The organism is Nonomuraea fuscirosea, assembly GCF_035917475.1.
GTDB lineage: Bacteria > Actinomycetota > Actinomycetes > Streptosporangiales > Streptosporangiaceae > Nonomuraea > Nonomuraea fuscirosea.
On sequence record NZ_CP109074.1, the window covers coordinates 634,077 to 651,655 of the forward strand.

A 17,579-nucleotide genomic window follows, 5' to 3' on the forward strand; every position below is an offset into this window, starting at 1 on the left:
CGGAACGGCTCTGGGCGGACGTCGCTGATCGATCTGCGCAAGCGGGTGGCGGCCATGCTGCCCCCGATCGACATCGGAGATCAGATCCTGGAGGTGATGGGTGGGTGCCGCAGTTCCTGGAGTCGATGACCGCCCTGTCGGGTGGAGCGAGCCGGATGGCGGACCTGAAGGTCGCCGGGAACGTCGAGGCGGCGCCGGCCGGGGGCACGGGACTCGGGGATCAGGCGCGGGAGCAGCGCCAGGGCCACGGCGACGATGGGCAGGTTGATCAGGAAGATCCCCCGCCAGGACACCAGGTCGGTCAGCGCCCCGGACAGCACCAGGCCCGAGGTCCCGCCCAGAGCCGCGATGCCGCCCCAGACGCCCAGCGCCTTGGCTCGCTCCTCCGGCCCCGGATACAGCAACGTGATCATCGACATCGCCGCTGGGCCGGCCATCGCAGAACCCGCACCCTGCACGAACCGCCCGATAACGAGCTGCCACGGCTCCTGCGCGAGCCCGCAAGCCAGGCTGGCCACCCCGAACAGAGCCACCCCGATGAGGAAGACGCGGCGGCGGCTCAGCAGATCCGCCATCCGGCCGCACAACAGCAGCAGCCCTGCGCCTGCCGAAAATTCCATCCATGCAGTTCAAGTCGCATGTGAGTACTCGTGGAGGAGGCCGCCGAGCCGGTCTCGTCGGCGTACATTCAGGTCGGTGATTCGCTCTGGATCTGTGATTGGATCGGGGACGGCGCGCAGTGGCGCTGCTTGGTTCAGGGCTTGATGTGCTCGGTGCTGGTTGTAGAAGTGTGCGTACTCGCGCAGGGCGTGCCGCAGATGGCGTTCGTTCCATACGAGGCAGCGGTCGAGAAGCTCGTGACGGCACGACTGCACCCACCGCTCCATGATCGAGTTCATCCGCGGCATCCGGACACCGGTGAGCACGATCTTGATGTCGGCGTCGGCGAGGACCTCGTCCATGAGGGCTGGGAACTTCCCATCCCTGTCTCGGATCAGATAGCGCGCCCTGCAGTCCGCATCGTCCAGATCCATCTCCAGATTCCTGATCGCCGGGGTGACCCAGCTCACGCTCGGGTGCGCGGTGGTGCCGAGCACACGGACACGCCTGGTGGCATGCTCGATGACCGCCATGATGTACTGGCGTTGCCCGTTCAAGGTGACGGTCTCGATGAAATCGCAGGCCAGCAGGGCGTCGGCTTGCGAGCGCAGGAAGTCGGCCCACGTGGTGGCCGCCCGCTCGGGCGTCGGATCGAAACCTTCCTGCTTGAGGATCTCCCACACCGTGGACGGTGCGACTTTGATGCCGAGCGTGGTGAGCTCTCCGTGAACCCGCCGATAGCCCCAGCCGGGGTTCTCCCGGACCAGGCGCACGATGAGGGCGCGGATAGAGCGCACCATGGGCGGGCGCCCGGGCCGTTTCGGCCGGCAGGCACGCGCGTGACGTCGTTTCATCAGATCGCGGTGCCAGCGCAGGACGGTGTCCGGCTGGACGAGGAGCCGCAGTCGGCGCAGGATCGAGCGGGGCAGCGAGGTCAGCAGGGCGGCGAGAAAGGCTCGGTCCTCGGGTGCGAATCTGACCCTGGTGTCGGTGCCGAGCTGGCGCTTGAGGACGGTGATCTGGTGACGCAGGGCAAGTATCTCCACGTCCTTGTCCCGATCGCCCATGGGCAGCAACCGCAGTGCGGCGAAAGTGTTCGTGACGATGAGGTAAGCCAGGCGAAGAAGCACGGCCGATCATCCTGCCGCACTTGGTTCCGTCTCGTGGGTGGCCGGAGCTCGCGCCGCCACGCGAAGCCTTGCAGGGTTATGACCTGGGCGGATGTAATTATCGGCAGGCGCACTCTCGGGGAGCAGGGCCGACCCGCCGGCGCCGGAGGGTTCGGTGCACGGTCGCTTCACTCACGCGATAGCCGAGCCGGGTCAGTTCGCCATGCACCCGACGGTATCCCCAGGCCGGATTCTCCCGCGCCAGGGCGCAGCACCAAGTCCCGAACCTCCTTGCGGCGGCCGGACCGGTTCGGATATGTCCACCGATCTCGGACCAAGTGCCGGTGCCAAGCCAGCAGGGTGCCCGGCGTCACTAGCCGATCAGTCCGCAATCTCGGCGGCAAGAGCCGCGCCAGCGCGGCCAGGGCCGCTCGATCGGCCCAGTCCAGCTTTGGGTCGGACGACCTGACGCCGCAGCACCGCTACCTCATGCCGCAGCACCATGATCTCGGCGCCCTTGACCGCCTCGCTTCGGCCCAGGAGTACCAGCCAGCCGAACACCCGAACCACGATCAGATACAGGAGATGGACAGACACAAGAACTGATCCTGCCCGTATCGCCATATCAGGTCGATCCGCAGGCCAAGCACCCTGCGATGACTTTGAAGCGGTACAAGGTCCTGCGCGGTGTCGCGGCCGTGGCCGGGCAGCTCGCTACCTTCCAGCCCATGGCCACCAGCGCCACCACCCACCCGGCGCTTGTCAACGGCCTCGCCGGCCTGGTCAACACCATCGACGATCAGCTCATCTCCGTCATGAGCTGCACCATCGCCGACGGCAAGATCGCCACCCTTGACATTCTGTCCGACCCCGACCGGCAGGCCCGGCTCGACCTCACCCGCCTGGAGCCGTGAAACCCGGCCCACGCCGGGACGGCTTCGTCGCCGACGTCCCAGGGTGGCGGGCTAGTGGCGACGACGACTGAGCGTCTGCCGCGCGCCGTGGCCGATGTGACAGGGAAGAGACCATTCCCTGTCACATACAAGATCCTTCCTTCATTCCGGCCAGCGGTTCCGCATCGCGCCTCTAGGGTCGAAGACAACACGTTCCCTGTCACATAGGAACCTGCCGGTGATCCCCGAACCCGCGCCAAGCTCCGCCTCCGACCGACAGCGCGCCGCAGACGCACCCGCCCGGCCGTTCGAGACCGCTGCCGCGGCGATGAACGCGCTCATGGACACCGAGTCCATCCTCCGCAATTCCAAGGATCACCGATCCCCGTGACCACGGCCTACGTCTAGTGCCGACGGCGTGCCCGGGCATGGTGGGCAACCTGCGGAGGCAGCGCGCGCATGCGGCGGGCGACGAACCGGCCGATCCCCGGCCCCGCTCCGATGATCACAACTCCTGGCATCATTCGGCTCCGAAGCCAAGAAGTTCTTCCCGATCATGAGCGCGGAGACGGGAGCGGCTTTCACCGCACACCGCCAGCAGGGTGATCGCATGCCTCGTGACCGAAGCCCGACGCCGCCGCACTGGCCGAGCACGACCCCGGCCGCCGACGACACTGACCATGACCTCCGACCTGGCCGTGCTGGTCTAGCGGCGCCGGGAGAACACCGACGCCACGAAGGTCATCGACCGGCACCTGATCGAGGCCCTGTGGCAGTCCGGCACTGCCCGGCTGCTGCCCCGCCTGCTCGCCCGCCGCACCCGCAGTCACTTCGGGGCCATTTGCGCAATGGCTCCCGGCATCGCGCTCCTCCCCGGGAACGGAGATCGGAGAAACATCGTGATCAGAAGGATTTCGCTGTCATCCTGGTGGCGGCCGGGCTCGGATTCGGGCTGATCGGAACCGCCCACGCGTCACCGCGAACGGCCGTCTCGGCGGCCCCCGACTTCTCCACGAACAACCTCTGGTACACGTACGCGACCTACGTCCCGTATTCCGCATGCGTCTATGTGGGCGAGGACCTGGTCAGGAGCGGGGAAGTCATCGACTATTACTGCAAGTATTCTTCGGGTACGCAGCCGTACCGGATTCTCTACGTCTACGTGGACTGAGGGGAATACCAGGCCGCACCGCCTCGTCATGGGCGCGATCGGACGACCAATCGACGGCCGGCTCCGGCCTCATGAAGTCGTCCGATCGGCGGGCGGCCTGCGCGTTCGGCGATTGCCCTATTTGATCTGCAGGAAGACCTCTTTCACCTCGTAGGCGATGCCGCAGTAGGCGACGCTCGTCTGGCCGCTGGCGACGTACGGGCCGTACACGTTGGAGCGTCCCCAGCAGGTCGCCCACGCCCGGTACCAGCCCGAGCCCGAATAGCAGCGGGCGTAACCGGAGTGGACATCGTACCTGCCCCACCAGCAGTTTCCCGGATCCGCCTGTGCCGCACCGGAATTGCCCACGACCAGGGCTGGTGCGATGACGGCCATTGTCGCCAACCATGCGAGTCGCCGCATCCCGCTCCCCTTTCATCCGTTCTTCGGTAGTGCGATGGTATTGGGACGCCGTTTCACTCCGACTTCACCTCTCCCGCGCACGCAGATGGAGGCGGCCTTGGGTGAAGCAGATTTGACGCCGGCCCCGTGCACATTCATGTAGCACGGCCGTCAGAAATTCACCCGTCGGCGGACGCCGATGAGCGTGGACGGTTCGTGGCTCGTATTCATGGACGGCAACGCGTCACGCGGCCCGGCCAGGACGACATCACCGAACTCGCTGTCCGGCAGCCGGAGACCCGAAAATTCAGGAGGCAACATATGAAGAAGCCGGGCATATTATCCCTGCGGCGTATCGGCACGGCCATCACGGCGATGGCGGCGCTCGCGGGCGGCCTGGCGGCTCCGGCGCCGACCGCGGCCGACTCGACGATCGCGTACGTGAGTTATCTCCGGGTTCTCGACACCGACCAGTGTCTCGCGTACAGCGGTACCGAGGTCGCGTTGGCGACATGCGGCTCCGACGGCACCAAGTGGCGCTTCAACCAGGTGACGAACGCGGACTACCGCCTGCAGACCTACGACGGCTTCCAATGCCTGGAAGCCGCCTACACCGACGTCTACCTGCACGGCTGCGGCGACTGGCCGGCGCGGCCCGCCATGAAATGGCACATCGTCGCCGCCGCGGGCCGCTCGTGGGCCTCGATCTCGAACTACGAGACCGGCAGGTACCTCCATGCCGACTACGAGGGCGGCGTCCACATGACCGGCGGCCGGAACGTCGACGTGACCGACTGGGAGTGGGTGCCGGCCGGCGGCCTGGAGGTGCGGGGCCCGGGTATGCAGGCCGATGTGGTGGGCACCGCGATCTCGCCGGTGAGCCATACGACTGCGGACGGGAAGAGTCCCTACACCTGGACGGCGACGGGCCTGCCTCCCGGCCTGTCCATCAAGGCCACTACGGGTACGATCTCCGGCACCCCCACCGAGGTAGGGTCGTTCACCGTGCGGGTCACGGTGAACGACTCGACCAACCCGAAGCGTTCGGGCAGCACGTCATACGACTGGACGGTCGTCCCGGTGCCCGAACCGGGCTGCTCGGGCGCGAACGGCACCGACATCCCGATCACGGCCATGACGGAGTCGTACATCGCCATCGACGGCTGCGGGGGCAACGCCTCGACGACGGCGACGGTGACGGTGGACATCGTCCACCCCAGGATCTCCGACCTGGAGGTGTGGCTGGTGTCGGCGAGCGGGCGCGCGATCGCGCTGCACTACCGGACCGCCAGCGGGCTGCCGGACATTCACAAGACCTTCACGGAGAACCTCTCCTTCTCGGTGGCGGACGGAACGTGGAAACTGCGCGCCCGGGATCTCGTCACCGGTTCCGAGGGCCGGATCGACGGCTGGTCCCTGCGTCTCTAGATCGGCGACCCTCAAGCAGGCAGAAGGAGAGCACATGAAATGCAGGAAAGTCGCCCTGTGGCTGGGCATCGCGATATTAGCCACGGGGTTCACCGCAGTCGCGCCGGTCAGCGCCACGGCTGAGGTGGACCCGCTCGACCCCAGCACCGGCGACGTCAGGCTCGACACGGCAGGAGTCCTGTACTTCGACGGCGGCCACGGGGACAATGACGTCCGGATCGTGCCGGACGCCAACGGCCGGGTGCGAGTCATCGACGACAACTTCCCGATCTACGCCGGTGGCGGCTGCATCGCCCTCACGGACAACGAGGTCCGCTGCAGTGCGGGCGCCACCAAACTGTACGTCGACGGCCGTGGGGGCGACGACACGATCATCAACCTACTGCCGACGAGCAGCAAGACCGATGCCCGCCTGTTCGGCGGTAAGGGGAACGACGTCATCTACGGCGGGCCCGGGGTGCAGTGGGTCTCCGGGGGGCTCAGCCCCGACGACCTGCGCCTCAACGCGGGCAAGCAGGAAGCGGGTGACGACCGGCTCTTCGGCGGCTGTGAGCAGCAGTGCGCGGACGGCGGAGACCTGCTGGAGGGGTCGGACGGCGACGACGACCTCGACGGCGGGGCGGGCGACGACGACCTCCGGGGCGGCCTCGGCACCGACACCTACCGTGGCGGCGCGGGCGTCCACGACCTGGTGAGCTACGCCGACCACACGGCGGCCGTGAGGGTGTCGCTGAACGGCAAGGCCGACGACGGCGCGCCGGGCGAGCTGGAGAACGTTCCGGACGACGTGGAGGACCTCTACGGCGGCTGGGCGAACGACACCCTCGTCGGCAACCGCGCGAACAACACCATGAACGGCGGTCCCGGCGGCAGCGACACGCTCATCGGCATGCCGGGCGGCGACTGGCTCTACGGCGGTCCCGGCAACGACAAGCTCTACGGCGACTCCGACGACAGCGATCTGATAGGCGGCGACGACTACCTTTACGGTGGCGCGGGCAGTGATTCCCTCATCGGCGAGTGGGGGATCGACCACGCCCGTGAGTACGCCTACGACGCGGGCGCCGACATCTGCATGTCCATCGAGTCCGTCGACCACGCCCCCTGCGAGAGGACCTATGCCTGGCCGTGATCGGCCGGGCCCGCCTCGTGGGCGGTAGCCGGCGCGCACCGCCCGCCTCCGCCCGCCTCCGCCCGCCTCCGGGCGGCGAGGGCGATGCGGACCGAGCAGCGGCGCATGCTGCGTGACACGCTGGTGTCATGCGGTCGAGGATCGTTTTCACCACAGCAGTCTGGGGCCTGGCGGTCGCCCTCGTGGTCGTACGGGCCATCCGGACCTGGAGAAGGTCGTCACGATCTGGCTGTCAGAAAGCCAGACCTCGGGCAGCATCCTGTGGGGCCTTTCCATCTCCGACATCAAGGACGAACGCCTGCTCATGGTGGACGGCACCTGGCCCATGGAGCCGCTGCCCGACCAGCCGTGGATCACCGTCGAGATGACGGACGGGTTACGCGACACGATCACCGCCTCGTCCCCGAGACGGTCGCCGCGCCCGGAGCAGTGGGCATCGGCTTCGCCCTGTTCCTGGCCTCGATCTTCCTGGCCCTGCGCGAGGGCCGGCCGTCGGCCTGCTGCCCCAGCTCCTCGCGGCGAGGATCGCCGGTCTCGTCGCCGCCGTGCTCGACCGCGCCCGTCCTGGCCACGTGCTGCGCTGGGTGGCTTTCGTGCTGTTCATCGCCGGCTTCTTCCTGGACCAGCCCCTGCCGTCCAACGTGACCGGGGTCAGATTCTGCTGGCGCCCCTCGGGGACGGACAACAACTGCACGGCGTGGCGGGCCGCCAGATCTCGGTGTCGTCCCCGCCCGCGTGCCGGCTCATCGCCGTCACGGGAGCGAGGGTTCGAGCGCGGCGGCGAGCCTGGCGACGATGTCGCAGGCGGGTTCGAGGTCGCCGCCGACCGCGGTGACGTCCACCCGCGACCGGTCGCCCACGCCCAGCGCGACCGCGCATCCGCCGTTGGCGCCCTTGAACCTGACGGCCCGGTGGTGCCCGATGTCGGCAAGCCGATCCGTCCGGGCGGCCACGATGTCCTCCAGTCCGCGGGTGGAGAACAACTCGACGCCCACGGTGTAGCTGTTGCGCAGGGTCGCGCCCTGGATTCGGAACCGGCAGACGCGGGCCTGACCGACCTGCTTGTCCCGCGGCTCGGTCAGGCCGAGCCGGGTGCGGGCGTCGTGGGGCACGAGCCCGCACGGATCGACGCCGGCGAACGCATCGGCCGGGCCGGACGACGGCGCCGGCGTCGCGGTCGCCGTGGCGGGGTTCCGCGTCGCGGCGAGGCCTTGGCCGGGGTCCTGGAGGGGCCCCGGCACCGGCGAACAACTCGCGAGGAGCACGACGGAAAGGGACACGGCACAGGCCGAGGTCGTCAGGCGCGCAGCCTTCCTCCAGGTGGGCGTGGTCGCCTCGGCGGGCATCGCGCCGGCCCTGTCCGTGATCATCTCAGTCCTTCGTGAGCGGGTTGCCTCGTCAGCCGGACGAGGGTACAGCCGGATTGTTGAAGAACGCCCGCAAGGAGCATGCCGAAACGCTCAGCTCGGCTTGATGTCCAGTTCGAGGGTGTCCAGGGCGGCTGCCAGCCTGGCCTCGGCCGCGGCGGGCGTGTCACCGGTCACCACGACATAGCCGAGCTTGTTGCCCGAATCCGTGAACGGCCGGACCATCCCGCCGATCGGGGTGACCACCTCGGCGTCGGCCACGCCGGGCGACGTCCTGATCTCGTCGAGACCCCTGACGTCGGCCAGGACGCCCTCGCGGCCCGAGGGGGAGCCGAGCACCTGGATGATGCCGTGACAGGCGTGCTCGGACCGGAGGTCGAAGGGGCGGCCGAGCACGAGGTCCCGTTGCGCGGCCACCGTGTCCACCCCGTACACGGCCCTGGTTAGCCGCGGGTAGCCGTTGCCGCAGAGCCGTGCGCCCACCTCCAGCAGGTACGGGGTGCCGTCGGCGGCGAGGATCATGTCGAAGTGGGCGGGGCCGTCCGTCAGGTCCATGGCCTCGCACAGGCGTACGGCGGCCTCGACGACGCGGCGGCGAGCCGGCTCCCCGATGACGGCCGGGCAGGTGTGCCCGGCGATGAGAAAGTTCGGCCCGGGAAGAAGGCGCTTCTCCGTGATCACGGAGAAGATCGCCGAACCGTGCCGCAGGAACACCTCGACGGTGAGGTTGCGGCCGGCGACGAACTCCTCGACCATGATCTCGCCCGAGACGGAGAACGCCGCGGCGTGCGCGAGCGCCGGGGCCAGGCCCGCCCGCTCGGTGACGAGGGTGGTGCCCTTGCTGCCTGAGGCGTCGGAGGGTTTCACGACGACCGGCAGATCCAGCCCGGGCGCCAGCACCGCACGATCCCCGGCACCGGTCGTCCGCAGCCACCGGTACCCGGTCAGTCCCGCCCGGCGCACGAGTTCGTGGAAGACGGCCTTGTCCATGGAGGCGGCGGCCTTGCGCGGGTAGCGCACCGGGGTCCGGTGGAGAACCGAGAGCTCGTGCCAGCTCATCGGGGACGCGTCACTGCCGCCCGAGACCACGGCGGTGGGCACGACACCGTCGAGCGCCACCGTGATCGCCCTGTGGTCACGGGTGGACACCTGGACGAAGGCGTCGGCCTCCGCGCCCGCGGGCCGGTCCCGCCGCTGGTCGACCGCGATGGTGCGCAGGCGTTGCAGGATGAGCAGGGCCGCGCACAGCCGGAACGTCGTCGGCCGCGACCCGCCGCCCAGCCGGTAGGCGAGCACCAGAGCCAGAATGATGAACGGCACCAGGGCCATGATGAACGACAGGGTCAGAATCGTGTAATAGTGCTCGGCCCCAAAAATGCTGCGGTAGAAGAAGATCCTCGGCACGAAGAGGCAGAAGAAGGCGAGGAAGGCGGCGGGTATCAACACCAGCTGCAGCCGCAGCCGCCGCGCCCACCGCAGGTCCAGCCAGCCGATCGCGACACCGGCCGCCGCGAACGGCGCCAGCTTGAGCAGAAACAGCCACAGCGAATCGATCTCGCGTTCGTGCGGCAGGCCGAACCAGATGATTCCGGCGAGCGCCACGGCGACCGTCCCGGCGATGAGCGTGACCGCGTTCGCCCGCAGGAATGAAGGCTTCTCGCCTTGCCCGGAATCGGCCGGCCGCTGCTCGTCCGGTGTGCTCACGGTTTCGGCGCGCATGCTCGTCTCCCTTTCTGGGCCGCTCGTCAGCGGCCGGTTCGCCAGCGCGGTACGGCCACCCGGTGCATGGGCGACCAGTGAAACCCCAAAGACCGCTTCACCTCGAAGTTCGCCTGCGCCGCCGACAGTTCCCTGCGTCCGCCCGCCTCGATGACGTGCCGGATCAGCCGCACGTAGTGGTCGAAGTACAGATGTTTACGGCCGCCCTGCTCGGGACGCAGGGCGGCCCAGGTGCCGATGCGCGGTGCGACGGGATGGTCGAGCAGCGCGCCGAAAGCCAGTAGCCGGCCCGCGGGATCGCGGTAGGAGAGGGCGAAGACGTCCTCGTGGGCGAACAACGTCGCGAAGTAGTCCGCAGGCAGCGGCGCCCTCGGGTCGAGCCGGGCACGTAGCCGCTCGACATGGGCGTGATGCAGCGAGGCGACCTCGCCGGCGTCCAGGTCCCTGCGACCGGGCCCGAACTCGACCCGCACGTCGCTCAGGGCCACGATGCGGCCCTGACGCCGCAGATCCGTGCGCCGGCTCTTGCTCAGTGACCCCATCCATTCGTCCACCGAGGATCAGACCGTCGGCATGACCCCGAGGTGTCGGCGGACTGCGACATGGCCCCGCGCCGCGCGACCAGCGCCAGTTCCCGCGCCCGCACCCCCCGGTACGCCACACCGACGCAGCCCGCGCCAAGCCACCGCACGGCCTCCCGCTCATAGGCGCGCAACAATTCACGTCGCTGCTCGACCGGCACCCACGACGCGAAATGCCACCCGGGGCAGTGCGAATAACCGGGGACCCGGACGTCCAGCAACAAAGGCTCTTTCCGCGGTTTCGGGCGCCCGTTGCGCCGCACGCCAAAATAGCCGGCGCAGACCACTCCGCACACGCGTGGGCCGGCGCGCAGCAAGGCGATGAGAACCGGCGCCCAAGAAGAGTGGGACAATGCCTGCAGAACGTCATAGGACCACGCCGCGGTCAATCGTTCACTGCGACGGAACTCCCGATACTCAGGCGGTTCCGGATCACAGCGGACATCATGAAGTTCTACCCTCATGGACGTTTCGAACCAAGCGGCCCGACACCTTCGCGCCGCACCGGTTCTTCACCTCTTCGCATGTCGTTCTCTCCGGCGTGTCATTCTCTCCGGCATGTCGTTCTCGCAGGCCGGAGAGGCCATTGTCCCGCCGCGTGGTGAATGCCGGCCAGGACATTATGTGGACATTCACAGGACACATCGCCGGGCCGTCATGCCCGGGTGGCGGGCTGGGTGGACGGTCGAACCGATGCCGTTTAGGTAGGGGTTTGTGCTGGTAGCGTCCGCCGGGTGGCGGAGTGGATCAAGGGTGCTGGGCCGGGTCGGCTGACGGATCTGGTGGGGCTGGGGGCGTTGACGTCGCTGGTGCCGAGGCAGGTCTTGGACGAGGCGATCGAGCTGCACGGATGCCGTGAGGAGCGGGTGCGGAAGCTCCCCGCGCATGTGATGCTTTACCTGCTGACGGCGTTATGCCTGTTCGCGGACGACGATTATGAGGAGGTCGCGGAGAAACTGACCGGCCTGCTCACGGCGGTTCCTGGAGTGCGATGGGAGCCACCGACGCGTGGAGCGGTCACCCAGGCCCGGCAGAAATTGGGGGTCGAGGTCGTTAGCGACAGGGGCACCCGCCACCCGGGCCGCCCACCGTCCAATTCCTGCTTGACCTCCGCACCCCCAGAACTAAATGATCTATCTAAACGGCATTGATCCGCGGGACAGACTCTCAGGAGTTCCAAGCCCGGTAGTCTGCAAAGTCGAGGGAGCGAGGAGGGGCGTTCATGCCGTTAGAAGCACGCGACAACGGTCAAGAGAATTCGCACGCGCAGAAAGCGACGTTGAGTGTGTTGTTGCGCGTCTGGCGTGAGCGGGCGCTGCTCACCCAGAAGCAACTGGCGGTACGGGCAGGGCTTAATGAGCGAACCGTACGCCGGCTGGAGACCGGTGAGCTGCGACGGCCGCGCAGTTCATCGCTGCGGCTGCTGGTCGAGGCACTGGGCCTGGATGCCGAGGAATCGTCGCTTCTGATCAATACCACGAACGCTGCTCCGCACCCTTCGTATCCGGCGCCGGTGATGATGCCGCGGCAGTTGCCTCCCGACGTGGCGGCGTTCGTGGGCCGCGGGCGGGAACTGGCCTTCGTGGACGAGGCCCACGTCGCGGGAACCTTGATCATCACGGCCATCGACGGGATGGGGGGCGTAGGGAAAACCGCGCTGGCGGTGCATTGGGCGCACCGGATGGCCGATCGTTTTCCCGACGGACAGCTCTACATCAACCTCCAGGGGTACGCACCAGGGCCGCCGCTTTCCTCCCTACAGGCGCTGGCCACGCTTCTGCGCGGCCTGGGCGTCACGGCCGGCCAGGTCCCGACGGAACTGGAGGAGGCCACAGGGCTGTACCGATCGCTGCTGGCGGGCAAGCGGATCCTCGTGATGTTGGACAACGCCCACAGCGCCGAGCAGGTCCGCCCGCTGCTGCCCGGCGCTCAGGGATGCATGGTGATCGTCACCAGCCGTGACCGGCTGACCGGGCTGACGGCCACCCACGGTGGCCACCGGCTGATCTTGGAGGTCCTGGACCCCGGCGAGGCGGCGCTGCTGCTGACGCACATCATCGGACCGGAGCGGGCGGCGGCCGAGCCTGAGGCCGTGACCACGCTGGCACAGGTGTGCGGCTACCTGCCACTGGCCTTGCGAATCGCCGCGGCCAACATCACCGGCCGGCCGGACAAGCCGATCGCCGAGTATCTGGCCGAACTGCAGGAGGAGGACCGGCTGGACGGCCTGACCATCTCCCACGATCCCCAAGCGGCCATCCGGGTGGCCTTCGACCACTCCTATAATCGCCTGACCCCTGACCGCCAACGGCTGTACCGGCTGCTGGGCCTGATCCCAGGCCCGGACGTCTGCGTCGCGGGCGTCGCGGTGCTGGCGGACGTTGAGGCAGAGGATGCGAGACGGGCGCTGGGCGAATTGGCGGACGCACACCTGGTGCAGCCACACGGCCGGGACCGGTACAGCATGCACGACCTGCTGCGGGTGTACGCGCGTCAGCGCGCGCACCTTCACGACGGCCAAGTGGAATGCGAGGCGGCTGTGGAACGGCTGCTGGACTGGTACCTGGGCGGGGTCGACGCGGCCGTGGGGCTGCTGTATCCGGAGACGATGCGGCTGCCTCAGCCACCGGCGGCCGACACCACCTTCCCGACAGCGTTCGGCGATCTGCCAGAGGCAGCCGCGTGGCTCGAAGCCGAGTTGGCCAACCTGGTCGCAGCCACCAGATACGCTGCCGACCACGGTCCTCATCCGGTCGCCTGGCGCCTGGCCGACGCGCTGCGTGAATACTTCTGGCAGCGACGGCCCATGGTGGAATGGGAGTTGATCGCTCAGGCCGGACTCGAGGCCGCCACGGTCATCGGCGACGTACGCGCCCAAGTCCTCGGCCACCTCAGCCTCGGCCAAGTCGACCGGGCCGCCGGCCGACCGCAGTCGGCTCGCCGACATCTCACCGACGCGCTCACCCTGGCCCGGCAGGTCGGCTGGACCGAGGGCCAGGCCGCCGCCCTGAGCTGCCAGGGAGTCGTCAGCGTGTTGTCGGGCGACTTCCGGCAGGCCGCCGAAGAGCTGGCCCAGGCGGTGGCGTTGTACCACAGCAGCGGTTCGCAGGGCGCGCAGGCCGACAGCCTGTTCGACCTCGCCCTGGTCGAGCGGGAGCTTGGCCAGTTGCAGGAGGCTGCCGCCCACCACCACCAGGCGTCCGAGCTTTACCGGCAGATCGGCTCACGCCTCGGGGACACGGGCGTCCTGGGCGCCCTGGGCGAGATCGACCACGACCTGGGGCAGTGGGAGAGCGCCCGCCGGCACCTCACCGACGCGGCGCGGCTCTATGAGGAGCTGGGCATGCGGTTCGGGCGAGCCTACTGGCTGCGTGCCCTTGCCGCAGTGACCTGCGATGCCGGTCAGACTCAGGAGGCGCTGGTGACAGCTGAGGAGGCACTGCGGCTGGCCGGAGAGATCGGTGACCCCTATACCGAGGCCAGGGTCCGTATCGTCCTGGCCAGGATTCACCTGCATCTCGGCCAGGCCCATGACGCCGATGATCACTACCGGCGGGCCCTGAAACTGGCACAGCGTATCTTCAGTCGTTGGACCGAGGCCGCCGCGCGACTGGGGCTGGCCGACGTCTGTCTCGCCCTCGACCAGCCCCGCCAGGCCCTCGACGGTGCCCGGCTAGCACTGGACTTCGCGGCCGAGGCCGGCATACGCCCCCTTCAGGGCCACGCCCACACCACGCTGGCCGCGACCCACCATCAGCTCGGCTGCTATGACCAAGCGCTCATGCACGCCCAGCAGGCATTGGAGCTGCACCAGCAAACCGGCCACAGACTCGGGGCCGCCCGCGCCCTGCAGGTGATGGGGTGTGTGCTCCGTGATGCCGGCGATCTCCTGACGGCCGTGCGCCGCTGGAAGGAAGCTCTGGAGCTGTTCACCGACATCGGCAGCCCCGAGGCCAACAAGGTCCGCGCCCTGTTGGCTGCGTGAACCGCTCCGGCGCCGGTGAGCCCCGAGTTTTGGTGGATCGCATTCCTGGATGGTCATGGCACGGTGGACGCGTTCTGGGACTGTATCGGGGTGAGCGTACCCAGGTGGCGAGCTCGATGCGGGTGACCCAGCACTGGCGACAGCACCGGCCATGTGCCGGCCTGATCCGGCTTCCGGATGGGCCTCTCGCCCTGCTGCTGGGGACGGTTCCGTTGCTGCTCGCGGCCTCGGCCATGGTCCTCGTCGTCTGCTGTCCGTTGCTCGTGGTCCCCGCAATACGTGATCTCACGCGAGTGGACTGACGGAATGGCGGTGTCCGCGGCCCCGAACATTGGCCATGTCCGATAGGTTCCGCTTTGAGATGGATGCGATGCTTCAGCTCCGCGGCTGGCATCCCCACGACCGGTCTCTTTTGACAGGTACTGGGCCTTCTCCATGACCATCGTGGGCAGGTGGCGTGCACGGTGCCTGTTTCGTATCGCCTTAAGTTCACCCCGCTTTCTCTTCCGGTGAAGGGAAGGCTGTTTGTGCATTTTGCATCCCCGAGCTGCTGCGGAACCCATATGCAGGTTGTGCGTCTGGCACTGGTCCGGTTCTCCCTGTCAAGCAGACAATTCGCTGAAGAGGAGCGATTTCCGTTCCCGTGGAGGAGGGACTGTGTGATGACTCACACCGAACTGGATCATGACACCTCGGCCGGCCGGGTGCGGGCCGTCGAAAGGGCCGACACCGCTCTCCGCGGAAGCTGGTGGCGCTTCGCCTGGCACTACGTGGAGATGGTCGTGGCGATGCTGGCCGGGATGCTGGCCTTGGGAGCGGCGCTGAGCATTGTGCTCAGTGCCGTCGGGTGGGATTACTCCCACGCCGATCACCCGGTGATCGGCGCGAGCGAAATGGTGCTCACCATGTCGCTGGGCATGGCCGCATGGATGCGCTACCGCCGGCACAGTTGGGGGAGCATCCTGGAGATGGTGGCGGCCATGGTCGCCCCGCTCGTGGTGCTGGTGGCACTGCTATGGGCGGGAGCGGTTTCGGACGGGGCGCTCATGATGCTGCTGCACGTGCTGATGCTGCCGGCCATGCTGATGGTCATGCTCCGCCGCCGTCAGGAATACAGCATGGCCCACGGCCCTGCCCGGCCGGCTGTGCGGAAGCTCGGCTACGGCCTGGCCGTTCTGCTCGCCTTCCTGCTCGTTCCCGGCGCCGCGTACACAGCGGGCTCCGCGGCCTATGCGAGAAACCAGTACAGCCAACCTGAGAGGACCACAGCCACCGTGACGCAGCCGGCGTACGATCCGGGCAAGCCCACGGCCGTGGTCGTCGTCGGCAACAGTGGTGCCAACATCGCCGACGCACTCGTCTCGTACGAGATCCTGGCCGTCACGGGAAGGTTCAACGTCTACACTGTCGCGCCGGACCGCCGCCCGCTACCTCTGCTTGGTGGGCTGGATCTGGTGCCGGACCTCAGCTTCGCGCAGTTGGGGCAGCTGACGAGTGGTTCGGCCCCGGACGTGACCGTAGTGCCTGCCATGCCGAACTCAGACGCCTCCGACCGTACGATGGTGACCACCTGGATTCGGGACACCGGGAGTAAGGGGTTGCTGCTGAGCGTGTGTGCCGGCGCGCAACTGGTCGCCGAAGCCGGGTTGCTCGACGGGCGCGACGCGGCCTCGCACTGGTACTGGATTTCCCGGCTCGAGCGCGACCATCCCGAGGTGAACTGGCAGCGCGGCATCCGATATGTCGATGACGGCGATGTGATCAGCACTGGCGGGCTGTTGTCGGCAGTCGACGGAACACTGCGCGTGGTCGAGCGGCTCCTCGGCGCCGACTCCGCCCAGGCCGCCGCCGAGTCCGTCGGCTGGCGGTACTACACCCCCGGGAAGGCCGCTACGCTCCCTCAGTCGAAGCTGACTCTCGGCGATGCCATCCTGCATACGCTCAACGTGGGCTTCCGCTGGGAGGCTCCCAACGTGGGTGTTGTGCTCACCGACGGCGTCGGCGAGATTGAACTGGCCGCTGCGTTCGACCCGTATGCCGAGCACTCGATGGCCGCGCGTACCGTCGCGGTCACGCCGGATGGAGCCGCCATCCGCTCCCGCCATGGGCTGACGTTCACCCCGCGGGACACCCTGGCGAACGCTGCTGTCCGATTTGACCGGTTGCTGGTGCCCGGCGGCGCTGCGGCGGCGAATCCGCAGGCTGCAGTCGAGGCCGCCCGACGGGGAGGTGTGCCGGTGGAGTACCTCCAGGCGCGGCCGGGCTTCGCCTTCGACGCGGCACTGCGGGATGTCGCCCGCACGATGGATGTTCCTACGGCGCGGTGGGCCGCCAAGGTCCTGGAGTACCCGGCCGACGGGCTTGGGCTGTCCGGTCCCGGGTGGCCATGGGCGCTGGTCCTGCGCCCGCTCTTGCTGGGCCTGACGGGACTGGCCGCCGCCCTCGGCGCCGCCTGGCTGGTTCGGCGGGCCCGCGTTCTCCGGACGGCGGACGGCGGTGACGGCCCTGCGCGTGGCTGCCGACCCTGATCGATCACGTGGGCGCAGGCCGGCTACAGCCAGCCGGCCTCATCAGCGATGCGCGCAGCGTCCACCCGGTTGCGCGCGCCCAGCTTGGTGACCGCGGATGCCAGATAGTTTCGTACGGTCCCGTACGTCAGATTCACCTCTACAGCTATTTCGGCCGCCGAGGCCCCGTTTGCGTGACGCCTGAGCACCTCGGCTTCCCGGGGAGTAAGCGGGCTCTCGGTGGTCTCCAGTGCGGCGAGAGCCAGTTTCGTGTCGATCACGCGCTCGCCCTTGGCAACCCGGCGTACCGCGTCGAGCAGTTCCTGCGCTGGAGCGTCTTTTACCAGAAACCCGGACACCTGCGCGGCGAGTGCGCGGCGCAGTGTCCCTGGCCTGCCCAGGCCCGTAAGGATCAAGGTGTGGCACTGCGGTAGCCGCCGACGCAGTTCGGCGGCGGCGGTGAGCCCATCGGAACCGGGCAGGTCGATATCGATCACGGCCACATCGGGGCGATGCTCAAGCGCGGCGGGCACGACGTCCTCACCGGAACTCAATTCGGCGACGACCTTGAGGTCGTCCTCCAACTCCAGGAGGGCGACCAGGGTGTCGCGCAGGATGCGCATGTCCTCGGCGATCAGGACCCGGATCATCTCCACCTCCCCGTGGCGACCACGACGGCTGCTGCGACCTTACGGCCCGGTGCCCA

At 68.3% G+C, this 17,579-nt stretch carries 16 protein-coding genes; 7 read left to right on the top strand and 9 right to left on the bottom strand.

The window, feature by feature from the left end:
- Positions 1-80 precede the first annotated feature (80 nt).
- The 3 genes from OIE67_RS02970 to OIE67_RS02980 all read right to left on the bottom strand — a co-directional run bounded on the left by OIE67_RS02970 (position 81) and on the right by OIE67_RS02980 (position 2,306).
- Positions 81-620 carry an MFS transporter gene (locus OIE67_RS02970; protein ID WP_326636392.1) on the bottom strand — a complete coding sequence of 180 codons (540 nt, stop codon included), beginning with the start codon at positions 618-620 and terminating at the stop codon, positions 81-83.
- Between the two features lie 9 nt (positions 621-629).
- The gene (locus OIE67_RS02975) at positions 630-1,730 is read right to left on the bottom strand and encodes an integrase core domain-containing protein (protein WP_326636394.1); all 1,101 of its coding nucleotides are present in this window, start codon (positions 1,728-1,730) and stop codon (positions 630-632) included.
- A 360-nt stretch (positions 1,731-2,090) separates the two neighbouring features.
- Entirely contained in the window at positions 2,091-2,306 is a 216-nt protein-coding gene (locus OIE67_RS02980; protein WP_326636396.1) for a hypothetical protein, read from the bottom strand.
- Positions 2,307-2,365: 59 nt separating this feature from the next.
- Between OIE67_RS02980 and OIE67_RS02985 the strand changes: the two genes are divergently transcribed.
- Both OIE67_RS02985 and OIE67_RS02990 read left to right on the top strand, forming a co-directional pair.
- Positions 2,366-2,623 (top strand): sigma-70 family RNA polymerase sigma factor family protein, encoded by a 258-nt coding sequence (locus OIE67_RS02985; protein ID WP_326636398.1) that lies wholly within the window; start codon positions 2,366-2,368, stop codon positions 2,621-2,623.
- 907 nt (positions 2,624-3,530) lie between these two features.
- Positions 3,531-3,773 (top strand): hypothetical protein, encoded by a 243-nt coding sequence (locus OIE67_RS02990; RefSeq protein WP_326636400.1) that lies wholly within the window; start codon positions 3,531-3,533, stop codon positions 3,771-3,773.
- A gap of 117 nt (positions 3,774-3,890) precedes the next feature.
- On the opposite strand, the gene OIE67_RS02995 is transcribed toward OIE67_RS02990, so the two are convergent.
- The gene (locus OIE67_RS02995) at positions 3,891-4,148 is read right to left on the bottom strand and encodes a hypothetical protein (RefSeq protein WP_326636401.1); all 258 of its coding nucleotides are present in this window, start codon (positions 4,146-4,148) and stop codon (positions 3,891-3,893) included.
- 327 nt (positions 4,149-4,475) lie between these two features.
- Here OIE67_RS02995 and OIE67_RS03000 point away from each other — a divergent pair, with 327 nt between their 5' ends.
- Together OIE67_RS03000 and OIE67_RS03005 are read left to right on the top strand one after the other, a co-directional pair.
- On the top strand, positions 4,476-5,582 hold the full coding sequence (locus OIE67_RS03000) for a putative Ig domain-containing protein (RefSeq protein WP_326636403.1): 1,107 nt from the start codon (positions 4,476-4,478) through the stop codon (positions 5,580-5,582).
- Positions 5,583-5,616: 34 nt separating this feature from the next.
- The gene (locus tag OIE67_RS03005; protein WP_326636405.1) at positions 5,617-6,714 is read left to right on the top strand and encodes a calcium-binding protein; all 1,098 of its coding nucleotides are present in this window, start codon (positions 5,617-5,619) and stop codon (positions 6,712-6,714) included.
- A gap of 389 nt (positions 6,715-7,103) precedes the next feature.
- Here OIE67_RS03005 and OIE67_RS03010 read toward each other — a convergent pair whose 3' ends face one another.
- From OIE67_RS03010 to OIE67_RS03025, 4 genes are all read right to left on the bottom strand, one after another.
- Positions 7,104-7,286 (bottom strand): hypothetical protein, encoded by a 183-nt coding sequence (locus tag OIE67_RS03010; protein WP_326636407.1) that lies wholly within the window; start codon positions 7,284-7,286, stop codon positions 7,104-7,106.
- A 180-nt stretch (positions 7,287-7,466) separates the two neighbouring features.
- Complete coding sequence (locus OIE67_RS03015; protein WP_326636409.1) at positions 7,467-8,084, bottom strand: DUF3558 family protein; 618 nt, start codon at positions 8,082-8,084, stop codon at positions 7,467-7,469.
- Between the two features lie 90 nt (positions 8,085-8,174).
- Positions 8,175-9,800, bottom strand: a complete 1,626-nt coding sequence (locus OIE67_RS03020; RefSeq protein WP_326636411.1) for an ATP-grasp domain-containing protein — start codon at positions 9,798-9,800, stop codon at positions 8,175-8,177.
- A gap of 26 nt (positions 9,801-9,826) precedes the next feature.
- Positions 9,827-10,342: a hypothetical protein gene (locus OIE67_RS03025; RefSeq protein ID WP_326636413.1), complete on the bottom strand. Its 516-nt coding sequence runs from the start codon at positions 10,340-10,342 to the stop codon at positions 9,827-9,829.
- Between the two features lie 773 nt (positions 10,343-11,115).
- Between OIE67_RS03025 and OIE67_RS03030 the strand changes: the two genes are divergently transcribed.
- From OIE67_RS03030 to OIE67_RS03040, 3 genes are all read left to right on the top strand, one after another.
- The gene (locus tag OIE67_RS03030; protein WP_326636415.1) at positions 11,116-11,532 is read left to right on the top strand and encodes a transposase domain-containing protein; all 417 of its coding nucleotides are present in this window, start codon (positions 11,116-11,118) and stop codon (positions 11,530-11,532) included.
- 71 nt (positions 11,533-11,603) lie between these two features.
- Positions 11,604-14,366 carry an ATP-binding protein gene (locus tag OIE67_RS03035; protein ID WP_326636417.1) on the top strand — a complete coding sequence of 921 codons (2,763 nt, stop codon included), beginning with the start codon at positions 11,604-11,606 and terminating at the stop codon, positions 14,364-14,366.
- A 662-nt stretch (positions 14,367-15,028) separates the two neighbouring features.
- On the top strand, positions 15,029-16,894 hold the full coding sequence (locus OIE67_RS03040; RefSeq protein WP_326645191.1) for a DJ-1/PfpI family protein: 1,866 nt from the start codon (positions 15,029-15,031) through the stop codon (positions 16,892-16,894).
- Positions 16,895-16,917: 23 nt separating this feature from the next.
- Here OIE67_RS03040 and OIE67_RS03045 read toward each other — a convergent pair whose 3' ends face one another.
- The gene (locus OIE67_RS03045) at positions 16,918-17,523 is read right to left on the bottom strand and encodes a response regulator transcription factor (protein WP_319709448.1); all 606 of its coding nucleotides are present in this window, start codon (positions 17,521-17,523) and stop codon (positions 16,918-16,920) included.
- Between the last annotated feature and the right edge of the window lie 56 nt (positions 17,524-17,579).